We start from the raw sequence: 13,915 nt of genomic DNA, 5'->3' as shown, positions 1-13,915 counted from the left end.
CCCCCTATATCAGATGAGTTAGTTTGATCTTAAGTTAGCATTTAATTTTTCACTTAGCTCGCTTAATATCTTATCATGTACCTTAGCTACATCTTCATCTGTTAAAGTCTTGTCTTTACTTCTATAAGTTATAGAATATGCAATTGATTTATGTCCTTCTTCTATTTGAGTTCCTTTATAAACATCAAATAATTTATAATCTTCTACAAGTCCTTCTCCATTAGCTTTTATGATATCTTCTATTTGTTTTACAAATACTTCATCTTTTACTATTAAAGCTATGTCTCTAGATGTAGATGGGTATTTTGGTAATGGAGTATAAATTACAGTCTTATTTGAATTCTCAAATACTAAATCAAGGTCTATTTCTGATACATAAACCCTTTGACCTAAATTATAATTTTCTATTACATCTGGATGTAATTCTCCAAAAGTACCTACATATATATTATTATACACTAATTTAGCACATCTTCCAGGATGGAATGTTGAATTATTAGTTTCTGGTAATATTTCACAAGCTTCAAATCCTACATTTTTAAGAATAGTTTCTACCGCACCTTTTAATACAAAGAAATCTACATCCTTACCATATATACCTATACATAAATGGTTTGTTTCTACAGGAAGTCCATTTTGTGGTGTAAATATATGACCACATTCAAACGCTCCAACATTCTCAACTTTACGAGATACATTTGTAGATAAAACATCTAACATATTAGGTATCATTGTTGTTCTCATTACTGAAGTTTCATCACCTAATGGATTTATTAATTTAACAAATTCTCTCTTTTTATCATCTTGAGGTAGATTTATTTTATCAACACCTCTTGGACTTACAAATGAATATGTTAGTATTTCATTTAGTCCTATTGAAGTAGCTGTATTTTTTATACTATCCATGAATTTTTGTTTAGGAGTTTTTGCTCCTGCTGTAACATTTCCTTCTAATGAAGCTGCTGGTATATTTTCAAATCCATATATTCTAGCTATTTCTTCTAATACATCCGCTTCTTGTTCCATATCTAATCTAAAACTTGGAACTTCTATTTCTAATTTTTCACTAGATTTTAAGTTACATTTAAACTCTAAAGATTCTAATATATTAACAAATTGATCCATAGGAACATCAACACCTAATAAAGCATTTATTCTTTGTGGATTTACTGATAATGTTTTAACCTCTTGTTTTGTTGGGTATTTATCAACTATTCCTTTTAATACAGTACCAGCCCCTAACATCTCTATTAGTTGTGCCACTCTATTTACTGCATCTTCAACAAGATTTGAATCTATTCCTTTTTCATATCTTGCAGAAGCTTCTGTTCTTAATCCTAATTTTTTAGATGTTGATCTTATATTTTCTGATTTAAAGTTTGCACTTTCTATAAGTATAGATGTTGTTGTGTCTTTTATTTCAGAATTAGCTCCACCCATTACACCTGCTAATGCAAGAGATTTTTCACCATTTGTTATAACTAACATATCTTTATCTAATGTTCTTTCAACATCATCTAATGTAGTGAATTTTTCTCCTTCTATAGCATTTTTAACTACTATTTTACCTGTAGATACTTGATTTAAATCAAATGCATGTAATGGTTGACCAAGCTCTATCATAACATAGTTAGTTATATCTACTATATTATTTATAGGTCTAACACCAGCTTCTATAAGCTTTCTTTGCATCCAGTATGGAGATGGCTCTATTTTTACATCTTTAACTATTCTTGCTGCATATCTTCTACAAAGATCTTCATTTTCTATTTCTATGTCAAAATTAATGTCTTCATTACTTTCTTTTACTTCTATTTTAGGATATTTTAAATCTGATCCAATAGTTACAGCTGCTTCTCTAGCTATACCTATCATAGATCTACAATCAGGTCTATTTGAAGTTAATTCAAATTCTATTAAAGCATCCTTAATTCCTAATACATCTTTTACATCTTTTCCTAATTCGTAACTATCTTCATGGTCAAGTATATATATTCCATCTCTTTTGTATTCTTCTACATATTGTGATTCTATTCCTAATTCGTCACCAGAACACATCATACCTTCTGAAGTCTCGCCTCTTAATTTACCTTTTTTTATTTTTATTCCTCCAGGTAACTTAGCTCCAACTCTAGCCACTGGTATGTAGTCTCCTTCTGATACATTTTTAGCACCTGTAACTACTTGTATAACTTCTTCTCCAACATCAACCTTAGTAACTATAAGTTTATCAGCATTTGGATGTTGTGTTATTTTTAATATCTTACCTACTACAACTTTTTCTATTTCTTTTCCGTAAAAATCTACTTTCTCAACTTTAGTTCCTGTCATAGTCATTTTATCAGCGAACTCTTTTGTATCCATATCTATATCAACATAATCTCTAAGCCATTTTAAAGATACTAACATTTAAATCCCTCCTAATTAAAATTGATTTAAGAATCTCATATCATTTTCAAATAATAATCTTATATCATCTATTTCATATTTAAGCATAGCAAGTCTTTCAACTCCCATACCAAAAGCAAATCCACTATAAACTTCTGGATCTATTCCACAATTTCTAAGTACGTTTGGATGTACCATTCCTGATCCTAATATTTCTATCCATCCCTCTTGTTTACACATTGGACATCCTTCTCCACCACATTTGAAACAAGTTACATCAACTTCTGCACTTGGTTCTGTAAATGGGAAGTTATGTGGTCTAAATTTAGTATTTGTTTGGTCTCCAAATAACTCCTTAACGAAGTTGTTTAATGTTCCCTTAAGTTGTGCCATTGTAACGTTTTTACCAACAACTAATCCCTCTATTTGATGGAACATTGGTGAATGTGTTGCATCAGGAGAATCATATCTAAAGCATCTACCTGGAGATATTACTTTTATTGGCAATTCTTCATTTTTCATAGTTCTTACCTGAACTGGAGATGTTTGAGTTCTTAATAATAGTTCACTATTTACATAGAATGTATCACTCATATCTCTTGATGGATGGTCTTTAGGAGCATTTAAAGCATCAAAGTTATTTTCTATAGTTTCTACTTCTGGACCTTCAGCAATGCTAAATCCTAATCCCATAAATATTTCTGTTACTTCATCTATAATTTGAGTTATAGGATGTTTTTTACCAACTGTAAATACTTTACCTGGCATTGTAACATCTATAACTTCGCTAGATAATTGTTTTTCTTTTTCTATTAATTTTATTTCTTCTTTTTTAGAGTTTATATTACCTTCTAAAGACTCTCTTACTTCATTTGCTACTTTACCTACTACTGGTCTTTCTTCAGCAGATAATTTACCCATTTCTTTAAGTATTGAAGTTATTTCACCTTTTTTACCTAAGTACTTAACTCTTAAACCTTCTAGGTTTTCTATGCTCGATGCATCTTTTATTTCACTTAAAGCTGCTTCTTGTAAATTAAGTAATTTTTCTTGCACAATTATCACCCTTTCAATATTTCTTTATATTAAAAAAAGCCCTTCATCCCAAATAGGGACGAAAGGCTATAGTTTCGCGGTACCACCCTAATAGTTTAATAATAAAAACTATTATTATTAAACCACCTCTAAAAACTTAACGCGTTTTAACGTTAAAGCCTACTATATTTTCAGCTTTAATACTCCAGAGTGAACTTCTTTTGAATACTTAGAAAGTACTTCCAGCCTAGGTACTTATTTCTGTGCTAAGTTAAATCAAAATACTTTTCTCTTTCACAGTATTTTTTATTTACATTTTGATATATTATTATACCATATGTATGATTTTCTTACAATATATTAGACTAAGTATTTCTTTATCTCATACATTAATATAGCTGAACTTATAGCTGCATTTAAAGATTCTGCATTTCCATATATAGGTATCTTTACTAAGGTATCTGACTTAGATATTAAATCATCATTTATTCCATTTGCTTCATTTCCTATTACTAGTGCAACCTTATAATTATATTCTATTTCATTATAAAAATTATTTGTATTAAGATAACTAGATACTATATCAAAGTTCTTTAACTTCAACAATCTAACTGCCTCTTCTTGTGTTGCATTAATTATATTCATATCAAATATAGATCCCATAGTAGATCTTATAACTTTTGGATTATATATATCTACACAACCCTTTAAAGTTATTATAGCATCCACTCCTGCTGCATCTGCTGTTCTGATTATAGTTCCCATATTACCAGGATCCTGTATTCTATCTAATACTAATACAAATTTGCTTTGATCATTCAAATTATTTTCTAAGGTTCTTTCTTTAAACTTAACTACAGCTATAATACCTTGAGTATTTTCTGTATCTATTAATTCTTTAAATATCTTATTTGTAGTTTTATATATATTTATATTTTTTATACTAAGCTCTTTTAAAAACTGCTCATGTTCATCTTTATTTTCAAAATCTTCATTTATAAATACATAATCTATATTAGCATTACATTGTATTGCTAAAGTTAAAATTCTGTATCCTTCTATCATAAATTTAGATTCTTTTGTTCTGTTTTTTGTTTTAAGTAATGATTTAGTATATTTTATCTTTTCATTATCTTTGCTAGTTATTATAGTAGTCATTACTATCTTCTCCTAATTAAATCCTTATTTTCAGTAGCTATAGAGCTTATTTTACTATTTTCTCCTATTACAACTAATATACTGCCTGTTTTAAGTTCTTCTGAAGGAGAAGGTGTAACATTTATGCTTTTACCAGACTTAATAGCTAATACAGTTATTTCATATCTAGCTCTTAAATCTAATTCTATTAATGTTTTTCCTACCCAACCACTTGGCGTTACTATTTCAACTATAGAATACTCTGGATCTAACTCTATATGGTCTAGTATATTATCAGAAACTAAATTATGCGCAACTCTAACCCCCATATCTCTCTCTGGGAATACCACTCTATCTGCACCGATTTTATATAAAACTTTCGCCTGTAGTTCATCTTTTGCTTTACATACAATTTGACTTACTCCCATTTCTTTGGCTATAAGAGTTGCCATTATTGATGCTCTTATATCTGATCCTATTGCTATTATTGCCACATCAAAATTACCTAAACCTAAAGATCTAAGAGATAATTCATCAGTTACATCTACAATTGCTGCATGAGTTACTTTATCCGATAAATTTTGGATTATATCTTCACTTTTATCAATAGCCATAACTTGGTGACCTAAAATATGCATTGTCGTAGCTACTGAAGCTCCAAATCTTCCACATCCTATAACTATATATTGTTTCATAAACCTTTCCTCCAATATAATATTTAACTAAATATTACATAATTTTTTAGCTAACATATATTTTATTTTTAAAATTTATCCTACTATTATTTTTCCTTCTGGATATCTAATTAATTGATTTTTCTTTGTACCTTTAGATACTAATGCCATAAATATAGTAAGAGATCCGACTCTTCCCATAAACATAAACAACATAATTAAAGTTTTTCCTAATATACCTAAACTTGGAGTTCCTCCAATACTTAATCCTACTGTAGCAAATGCTGATACAACTTCAAATCCAGCTTCAACTAAAGTAAATTTTGGCTCTCCTAGTGATATTAATAGAGTTCCTAATACTACTACAGATATGCCTATAAAAAATATACCTAAGGATTTTCTAACTGTAGAAATACCTATTCTTTTTTCATAAACTTCTATATCTGCCTTTTCAAATATAAAGCTTTTTACTGTAAGGAATAATGTTGCTAATGTTGTAGTTTTTATACCTCCACCAGTAGATGCAGGAGATGCTCCTATAAACATTAAAATTATCATTACAAATATACTTCCTTGATGTAATAAAGTTAAATCTATCGTATTAAATCCTGCAGTTCTTAATGTAACTGATTGGAATATTGAAGCTAATATTTTTCCATTCAGATTTAGTTTTCCTAAAGTATCTGGATTATTAAATTCTGAAAATAATATCATTAATGTTCCTATAACTATAAGCATTGTAGTTGTAAATAAAACAATTTTAGAATGTAGATTTAGTTTTGACAATCTCTTATGTTTTATAACATCAAGTATAACAGGGAATCCTATCCCACCTAGTATTATAAGCCCTGATATAGTAAGTGTTATCGTAAAATTATTTACATATGATGTTACAGAAGAAAATGGTCCAGTAACTGACCCCATTAAATCAAATCCTGCATTGCAAAATGCTGATATAGCATGGAATATACTATACCAAATACCTCTAGATAATCCAAACTGAGGTATAAATACTGTAGACAATAATAATGCTCCCATTCCTTCTATTAAAAATGTTATTAATATTACATATCTTGTTAGCTTTACTAGTCCAGACAAATCTATTTGATTTAATGATTCCTGTATTAATAGTCTTTCCCTTAAATTTATTCTCTTTTTAGTTATAAGAGCAAACATCGTAGTAGTTGTCATAAATCCAAGTCCACCAATTTGTATTAATGTTATTATAACTACTTGACCAAAGTGACTCCAGTATGTTGCTGTATCCACAACTATTAGACCTGTAACACATACTGCTGATGTTGCTGTAAATAATGCATCTAATAAACCTATACTTTCTCCACTTTGAGTAGATATAGGTAAATTTAATAAAAGACCTCCTATTAATATTACAGTAGCAAAACCTATAACCATAATTCTAGATGGATCTAATTTATTAATATACATAGCAAGCCTTTTAAACATAGTCTTCACTTTAATATAGACCTCCTTTTTGTGTAAACCTCATAATCATTACTCTATTATATTCCAATTTTTATTTAAAAACAACACTATAAAAATTCAATTTTTATTTATTAATTTTTTAATATTCACATATTATGCCCACCTTATAAAAATATTATATTTTTTAACAATAAAAAGCCTTTGAATATATAATTCAAAGGCTTTTTGTAATATAATCGATTTATATTAAGCTAATTTTGACTTAGCTACTTCTACTAATTTAGCAAATCCTTCTGGATCTTGTATAGCCATTTCAGATAACATTTTTCTGTTAACTTCAACACCTGCTAATTTTAATCCATTCATGAATCTTGAATAAGACATTCCGTTCATTCTAGTAGCAGCGTTTATTCTTTGTATCCAAAGTTTTCTGAAATCTCTTTTCTTTAACTTTCTACCTATATATGCATTTTTTAATGCCTTCATTACGAAAGTATTTGCTGGTCTATATAATTTGCTTCTAGATCCTATGAATCCTTTTGCAAGTTTTAATACTTTTTTATGCTTTTTACGAGCGTTCATAGCTTTTTTAACTCTTGCCATCGTTATGACCTCCTTTATTTTCCTCTTCTAGTTTATCTATTTTTTTATTAATCCGATTTTTAGTATGGTAATAATTGTGCTATTCTTCTAGCATCACCTTCACTAACTATTCCTGCTTTTCTTAATTGCATTTTAGTTTTAGCTGATTTTTTAGTTAGTATGTGTCTTCTGAAAGCCTTAGATCTCTTTAATTTTCCACTTCCAGTTTTTTTGAATCTTTTAGCAGCACCTCTATGAGTTTTCATTTTAGGCATGATAAATTCCTCCTCTCAGTTAATCATCTATTTTTTTGGATCTATGATTACAACCATATTATTACCCTCAAATGCTGGGGCTTTTGTTGGTTCTCCAAACTCTTTCACTAAATCTATAAATTTAATCATTACTTCTTTACCAATGTCTTTATGTCCTAATTCTCTACCTCTAAATCTAAGTTCAACTTTAACTTTGTCTCCCTTTTTAAGGAACTTTATTGCATTGTTTGCTTTTGTATTTAAATCATTAGCTTCAATACCTGGTCTAAGTCTTACTTCTTTTACAGTTATTGTTTTTTGATTTTTTTTAGCTTCTTTTTCTTTTCTAGCTTGCTCGTATTTATATTTCCCATAATCCATTAATTTGCACACTGGCGGATTAGCATTTGGTGATATTTTTACTAAATCTAAATTTTTACTATTTGCTAGTGTTTGCGCTTCTCTTGCAGACATTATTCCAAGCTGCTCACCAGTTTCTGAGAGAATTCTTAATTCTTTATCTCTTATTTGATCATTCATTGACAATTCTTTGCTAATGGTAGGACACCTCCAAATTATTATATATAAAATAAAAAAAGCGAATGATTTTATCATCCGCCATATAAGTTATCAAATCTAAATATCAAATACATATCTTATAATATGTATTACTTTAACTTATATTTACCTTACGAACCTAGATTGTAAGGTGAGAAGCGGACTTCTTCTTGTTATTTCTTAACTACTTTATATAATATAACATGTTTAATAAAAAAGTACAATACTTTTTTATATATTTTTTAACTTTTTTTAAATTAAATTTAATATGAAATATATAAATTTCACTCTTATTATATTAGATATATTTTATATTTGCTAGTAATTATTTAAGTAAATTGTGGTTATACTTAAAGATGTTGTATATTTATGATTTATTTATGGAAAATTTTAAATAATAAATATTAGCAACTTTGGAAAATATAAAGTAAATAAATAATTTTTATTATCTGAGGTGTATGGCTATGAAAATGTTAAATAACTTTTTTAAGAAAATCAACAAACCAGTCCCAGTATTTGCACAAACAAAAATGGAAAAGGAAAACCCTAATGAAGATTCAAGCAGCACTAAACCAAAGACTACATTTAATGATGTTGCTGGGCTAGATGAGGTAAAAGAAGAACTTTTTGAAATAGTAGACTTCATGAAATCTCCTCAAAAATATCAAAAAATGGGGGCTAAAATTCCTAAGGGTGTTCTATTTTATGGGCCTCCTGGAACTGGTAAAACATTATTAGCCTCTGCAGTTGCTGGAGAAACTAACTCATCATTTTTCAATGTTACTGGTTCAGAATTCGTTGAAAAATATGTAGGTGTTGGTGCTAAACGTGTTAGAACATTATTTGAAAAAGCAAGAAAAGAAGCTCCTAGCATAATTTTCATTGATGAAATTGATGCTATTGGTGCAAAAAGACATTTAGAAAGCAACAACGAAAAAGACCAAACTTTAAATCAACTATTAGTTGAAATGGATGGATTCAACAAAGATTCTAACGTAATTATCGTTGGAGCTACAAACAGATTAGATTTACTTGACGAGGCTCTACTTAGACCTGGAAGATTCGATAGACATATACACATAGGCGCTCCTAATTATCATACTAGACACGAAATCCTAAAGGTACATACTCAAAATAAGCCTCTTGATAAGTCTGTGGATTTAGAACTTTTAGCTAAAAAAACTCATGGTTTTAATGGTGCACATTTATCAAATATAGCTAATGAAGCTGCCATATTTGCAGTTAGAGATAATAGTGACATTATAACTAATATTCATTTTGATAAAGCACTTGAAAGAGTTATCGCTGGTTTAGAATCTAAAAACTCTCAATTGATTGAAAAAGAGAAAAAAATAGTTTCTTACCATGAAGCTGGACATGCGCTTATCAGTGACATGTTGGGTATATGCCCTATACAAAAAATATCAATAGTTCCTAGAGGTGAAGCTTTAGGTTATGTTCTTCAGTTACCTGATGAAGACAGATACATTTATACTAAAGATGAATTAATTTCAAAGATAAAAATACTACTTGCTGGTAAAGCTTCTGAAGAAATAATCTTTAATCATAAGTCAACAGGTGCAAAAGATGACTTGAAAAAAGTAACTGAAATTGCAACTCAAATGGTTTGCGATTATGGAATGAGTGATTTAGGTTTTATGACTATCGACGGAAATACAAAAACATTTTTATCTAGTCAAATTCAAAAAGAAACTAACAGTATAGTTGAAACTTGCTATAAGGAAACGCTAAATCTTTTAAATAATAATATAAATGATTTACATGTAGTTTCTAAATTCTTATTTGATAAAGAAACTATGACTCATGAAGAATTAAAATCTCTAATAAAAAAAGAAGCTGTTAACTAAAAAAAGCAAGCCCTAGGATAAATCCTTTGGGCTTACTTTTTTTATATTTATTAATATAATTAAGCTTGGATAACATTTACTCTATCTTCTACTTCTTTTGATAAAGTTTCCATAAACTCACTTAATTCTAAACTTCCCATTTCACCGTTATCTCTTGATCTAACAGACACTTTGTTTTCAGCTTCTTCTTTTTCACCAACTACTATCATATATGGTATTTTTTGAAGTTGAGCTTCTCTTATCTTAAATCCTGTCTTTTCTGCTCTATCATCTATTTCAACTCTTATACCTTTATCAAATAAAACTTTCTTAACTTGATTAGCATAATCATTGTATTTATCTGATATAGGAAGTATTCTAACTTGAGTTGGAGCTAACCATACTGGGAATTTACCAGCATAATGTTCTATTAATATTCCTATGAATCTTTCTATACTTCCAAATGCAACTCTGTGTATCATAACTGGTCTATGTTTTTCACCATCTTGACCTACATAACTTGCATCAAATCTTTGTGGAAGTTGCATATCTAATTGTATAGTCCCACATTGCCATGTTCTTCCTAAACAATCTCTTAAATGGAAGTCTATTTTAGGACCATAGAATGCTCCATCTCCTTCATTTAAGATATATGGTAGATTTAACTCTTCTAAAGCTTCTCTTAATCCATTTTCTGCAGTTTCCCATTCTTCATCAGTACCTATTGAAGATTCTGGTCTAGTAGATAATTCTAAGTGATATTCAAATCCAAAAGTCTTATACACTTTATCTATTAAGTTTATTACACCTTTTATTTCATCTTTTATTTGTTCTGGTAACATATATATATGAGCATCATCTTGAGTAAATGCTCTAACTCTCATTAAACCATGTAACGCTCCTGATAATTCATGTCTATGAACTCTACCTAATTCAGCTGCTCTTATAGGGAAATCTCTATATGAGTGTGGCTTAGACTTGTAGAATAACATTCCTCCTGGGCAGTTCATTGGCTTAATTGCATAGTCTTGTTCATCTATTTGAACAGTATACATATTTTCTTTATAATGGAACCAGTGTCCTGAAGTTTCCCATAAATTTTTATTTAATATTATTGGAGTTTCTATTTCTACATATTCATCTTCTCTGTGTATTTCTCTCCAGAATTTTAATAATTCATTTTTTAGAGCCATACCTTTTGGTAAGAATAATGGGAATCCTGGTCCTTCTTCTGGTATAAAGAATAATTCTAATTCTTTACCTAATTTTCTATGGTCTCTTTTCTTTGCTTCTTCTAATAAATGTAGGTATTCTTCTAAATCTTTATTTTTTTCGAATGATATACCATATATTCTTTGAAGCATTTTATTTTTTTCATCTCCACGCCAATAAGCTCCTGCTACACTTAATAACTTAACTGCTTTAACTTTTTTAGTTGAAGGTAAGTGTGGTCCTCTACATAAATCTGTAAAATCACCTTGTTTATAGAATGATATTACTTCTCCTTCTGGTAATTCTTCTATAAGTTCAACTTTGTATAATTCACCATTTTCTTTAGCCCATGCTAGAGCTTCTTCTTTTGGTAATTCATATCTTTCTAATTCTATATCTTCTTTAGCTATTTTTTTCATTTCTTTTTCTAATTTTTCTAAGTCTTCTGATGTTAATCTTTGTTCTAAATCTATATCATAATAGAATCCATTTTCTATAGATGGTCCTATTGCAAATTTAGCATCTGGATATAATCTCTTTATAGCTTGAGCTAATATATGAGCTGAAGTATGTCTAAATACATCTTTGCCTTCTGCATCTTCAAATTTAAATAAATTTAACTCGCAATCTCCCTCAACTGTATAGTCAAGACCTACTATGTTTCCATTAACTGATGCTGCTACAACATTTCTAGCTAATCCTTCACTTATAGATTTTGCTATATCCATAACAGACATCTTATTTTCATATTCTCTAACTGATCCGTCTTTCAAAGTAACCTTTATCATGATTTTCCTCCTTGTATATTTTTTTATAAAATAAAAAAACCCGTCCCAAATATATTTGGGACGAGTAATAATTCGCGGTTCCACCCAAGTTGGCATATACAAAATATATAACCCTCTTGATGACTATAAGGTAGTCAACCGAATACTTTCACATAATATTTATGCTACTAAATTCTGCTCCAAGGTAGTTTTCAAATAGTCATTTTTTAGATGGGCTCTCAGCCTTTGACCCTTCTTCTCTGATAAACTGTATCTATTTTACTCTTTCTCTTCATAGCTAAATTTTTAATTAGTATAATTATATCAGATACTTACATACCTAGCAATAGTAATATTTATATAAATATTGTAATTACACCTTGTATTATACCTATCATAAAACCTAACACAAGACCTAACACCTCAATATGTTTTAATTCTTGCTTTGCTATTTTAATAATTATATTTTCTAATTCATATAAATCTAAATCATTAATCTTATCCTTTACCATTTCTTGTACATTTATACGTTCATTGGCTTTATTTATCATTTCTTCACTTAAATCATCTATACTTTGCTTAACCTCTTCTTCTATTATATCATTTATATAATTTTGAACCATTCCTTTTAGGGGTCCTGGTATAAAGCCAGCTTTTTCTTGTACTATCATTTTCACTTTTATTTTTATGTACTCAACAAGCTTATTTTTATCTTCTTCTGTTACAATATTAGATAAAATTTCTTCTGTTGATATAAATTCATTTTGAATAATTTCACCTATATTTTCTGCTATTTCATTTTTTCTCTTTGGTATAAGACCGATTATATTTATATTTAAAACTGGAATGTTGATAGGCTCTATCGGCCTAAAAATTAATTTTATCGCAACTACATTAGTTATATATCCTATCATCCCACCTATAATTGCTAAGATTAGTATCCTTAAAATATTGTCCATAACAAAATCTCCTAACTTTCTATTAACTTAATTTACTCATAATTTATTATTCTATCATATATGTCTATATATTTTAAATAATAAATCAAAAGTATTAGTTAATTCTATTATAAGAACATATTTAGATATCATTTCTTAGCATTAATTTATAAATAGACTATTTATTAATTTTGTAATATTATACTCACTCTATCTCCAAAAATAGATTTTATTGTATCTACAATTTCACTAGAAGAATTATTTTTCAATGAATCTAAAATTTCTATTTTTTTAGGACATAAAGATAATAATGTACTTATCAAAAAATCTTCATAGTTTAGATTTTCTCGTATAACCATATTTAAAATCTCTTCATCCTCAATATTTTGTATTTTATTTCCATATTTATCGTATAAGATAAATGAACTATCATTCATTATATGTACTCGTAATAAATCTATTTTTTCTTCTTGTATATTAATGAAATATTTTAAAACACTTATAAATTCATCTTGATCTTTTTTTATTAAATATTCTTCTAATGCTATGTCTCCTATTGCTGAAATATACTTCATGAATTCTTTCATTCTAAACGTTACAAATCCGTCTATATTTAAATAATCATTATTTAATATATAATTATATACTTTATTTTGTACAGTATAACTTATAAAAGGTTCCTTCTTTTCAAATAAATCTAATGAACACATATAAATATCATCTTTATCCCATTCATATGTATCACTATTATTTTGTAATATATATTCTTTTAATAATTTATTTTTCATTATGTTAATTATTAAACCTGTTATTTCCTTACAGACTTGTTCAACGTGTAAAGTATCTTTCACATCTACATCTATTACTAATTCCATAATTCCATCTTCACACAATAATTCTTTTTTCAACGTATTATCATTTAATAATTCTGCTGCATGATTTTTATATTGTGGTAAAAAACTTAGATGAATTTTATTTTCTGTCAAATTTATCGCTCCTTTCTTGTAATAAGAGGAACATAGAGATTAAGTTTGATAATATATCATTACTAAACTTAACAGTTTTTATATACTTTTGTAT

Annotated in this window: 12 protein-coding genes and 2 other annotated features; of the genes, 1 reads left to right on the top strand and 11 read right to left on the bottom strand. The window is 28.2% G+C overall.

Features of this window, described 5'->3' with window-relative positions:
• Positions 1 to 18: 18 nt before the first annotated feature.
• The 8 genes from pheT to infC all read right to left on the bottom strand — a co-directional run bounded on the left by pheT (position 19) and on the right by infC (position 8,128).
• Positions 19 to 2,409 (bottom strand): phenylalanine--tRNA ligase subunit beta, encoded by a 2,391-nt coding sequence (pheT, locus tag CHF27_RS04745; RefSeq protein ID WP_095405224.1) that lies wholly within the window; start codon positions 2,407 to 2,409, stop codon positions 19 to 21.
• Between the two features lie 15 nt (positions 2,410 to 2,424).
• A complete protein-coding gene (pheS, locus tag CHF27_RS04740) occupies positions 2,425 to 3,444 on the bottom strand; it encodes a phenylalanine--tRNA ligase subunit alpha (RefSeq protein WP_095405223.1) in 1,020 nt (339 codons plus the stop codon).
• A gap of 51 nt (positions 3,445 to 3,495) precedes the next feature.
• Positions 3,496 to 3,730, bottom strand: a binding site (T-box leader).
• A gap of 53 nt (positions 3,731 to 3,783) precedes the next feature.
• Positions 3,784 to 4,581 (bottom strand): TrmH family RNA methyltransferase, encoded by a 798-nt coding sequence (locus tag CHF27_RS04735; protein WP_095405222.1) that lies wholly within the window; start codon positions 4,579 to 4,581, stop codon positions 3,784 to 3,786.
• A 2-nt stretch (positions 4,582 to 4,583) separates the two neighbouring features.
• Positions 4,584 to 5,255, bottom strand: a complete 672-nt coding sequence (locus CHF27_RS04730) for a potassium channel family protein (RefSeq protein ID WP_095405221.1) — start codon at positions 5,253 to 5,255, stop codon at positions 4,584 to 4,586.
• A 75-nt stretch (positions 5,256 to 5,330) separates the two neighbouring features.
• Complete coding sequence (locus tag CHF27_RS04725) at positions 5,331 to 6,698, bottom strand: TrkH family potassium uptake protein (RefSeq protein WP_095405240.1); 1,368 nt, start codon at positions 6,696 to 6,698, stop codon at positions 5,331 to 5,333.
• Between the two features lie 225 nt (positions 6,699 to 6,923).
• Complete coding sequence (gene rplT / locus CHF27_RS04720; protein ID WP_095405220.1) at positions 6,924 to 7,280, bottom strand: 50S ribosomal protein L20; 357 nt, start codon at positions 7,278 to 7,280, stop codon at positions 6,924 to 6,926.
• Positions 7,281 to 7,339: 59 nt separating this feature from the next.
• Positions 7,340 to 7,534: a 50S ribosomal protein L35 gene (gene rpmI, locus CHF27_RS04715; RefSeq protein WP_095405219.1), complete on the bottom strand. Its 195-nt coding sequence runs from the start codon at positions 7,532 to 7,534 to the stop codon at positions 7,340 to 7,342.
• Between the two features lie 27 nt (positions 7,535 to 7,561).
• Entirely contained in the window at positions 7,562 to 8,128 is a 567-nt protein-coding gene (gene infC / locus CHF27_RS04710; RefSeq protein WP_199533611.1) for a translation initiation factor IF-3, read from the bottom strand.
• Positions 8,129 to 8,535: 407 nt separating this feature from the next.
• Here infC and CHF27_RS04705 point away from each other — a divergent pair, with 407 nt between their 5' ends.
• Positions 8,536 to 9,939 carry an ATP-dependent metallopeptidase FtsH/Yme1/Tma family protein gene (locus tag CHF27_RS04705; RefSeq protein ID WP_095405218.1) on the top strand — a complete coding sequence of 468 codons (1,404 nt, stop codon included), beginning with the start codon at positions 8,536 to 8,538 and terminating at the stop codon, positions 9,937 to 9,939.
• Between the two features lie 59 nt (positions 9,940 to 9,998).
• Here the strand turns inward: CHF27_RS04705 and thrS are convergent, their stop codons facing one another.
• The 3 genes from thrS to CHF27_RS04690 all read right to left on the bottom strand — a co-directional run bounded on the left by thrS (position 9,999) and on the right by CHF27_RS04690 (position 13,821).
• Entirely contained in the window at positions 9,999 to 11,918 is a 1,920-nt protein-coding gene (gene thrS, locus CHF27_RS04700; RefSeq protein WP_095405217.1) for a threonine--tRNA ligase, read from the bottom strand.
• A gap of 53 nt (positions 11,919 to 11,971) precedes the next feature.
• Positions 11,972 to 12,202: a binding site (T-box leader), on the bottom strand.
• Between the two features lie 51 nt (positions 12,203 to 12,253).
• Positions 12,254 to 12,856 carry a DUF445 domain-containing protein gene (locus CHF27_RS04695; protein WP_095405216.1) on the bottom strand — a complete coding sequence of 201 codons (603 nt, stop codon included), beginning with the start codon at positions 12,854 to 12,856 and terminating at the stop codon, positions 12,254 to 12,256.
• A gap of 164 nt (positions 12,857 to 13,020) precedes the next feature.
• A complete protein-coding gene (locus tag CHF27_RS04690; RefSeq protein ID WP_243444946.1) occupies positions 13,021 to 13,821 on the bottom strand; it encodes a putative sporulation protein YtxC in 801 nt (266 codons plus the stop codon).
• Between the last annotated feature and the right edge of the window lie 94 nt (positions 13,822 to 13,915).

Origin of the sequence: Romboutsia maritimum (assembly GCF_002251085.2) — a bacterium.
GTDB lineage: Bacteria > Bacillota > Clostridia > Peptostreptococcales > Peptostreptococcaceae > Romboutsia_B > Romboutsia_B maritimum.
Note: the sequence above shows the minus strand (reverse complement) of the source record. Positions and strands in the feature narration are given on the sequence as shown.

Bases quoted from the DNA above. Each gene is read 5' to 3' on its own strand.
- CHF27_RS04705 (WP_095405218.1), top strand. From the start codon at position 8,536: ATGAAAATGTTAAATAACTTTTTTAAGAAAATCAACAAACCAGTCCCA.
- pheT (WP_095405224.1), bottom strand. From the start codon at position 2,409: ATGTTAGTATCTTTAAAATGGCTTAGAGATTATGTTGATATAGATATG.
- rplT (WP_095405220.1), bottom strand. From the start codon at position 7,280: ATGGCAAGAGTTAAAAAAGCTATGAACGCTCGTAAAAAGCATAAAAAA.
- CHF27_RS04735 (WP_095405222.1), bottom strand. From the start codon at position 4,581: ATGACTACTATAATAACTAGCAAAGATAATGAAAAGATAAAATATACT.
- infC (WP_199533611.1), bottom strand. From the start codon at position 8,128: ATGATAAAATCATTCGCTTTTTTTATTTTATATATAATAATTTGGAGG.
- CHF27_RS04695 (WP_095405216.1), bottom strand. From the start codon at position 12,856: ATGGACAATATTTTAAGGATACTAATCTTAGCAATTATAGGTGGGATG.
- CHF27_RS04730 (WP_095405221.1), bottom strand. From the start codon at position 5,255: ATGAAACAATATATAGTTATAGGATGTGGAAGATTTGGAGCTTCAGTA.
- CHF27_RS04725 (WP_095405240.1), bottom strand. From the start codon at position 6,698: ATGTTTAAAAGGCTTGCTATGTATATTAATAAATTAGATCCATCTAGA.
- thrS (WP_095405217.1), bottom strand. From the start codon at position 11,918: ATGATAAAGGTTACTTTGAAAGACGGATCAGTTAGAGAATATGAAAAT.
- rpmI (WP_095405219.1), bottom strand. From the start codon at position 7,534: ATGCCTAAAATGAAAACTCATAGAGGTGCTGCTAAAAGATTCAAAAAA.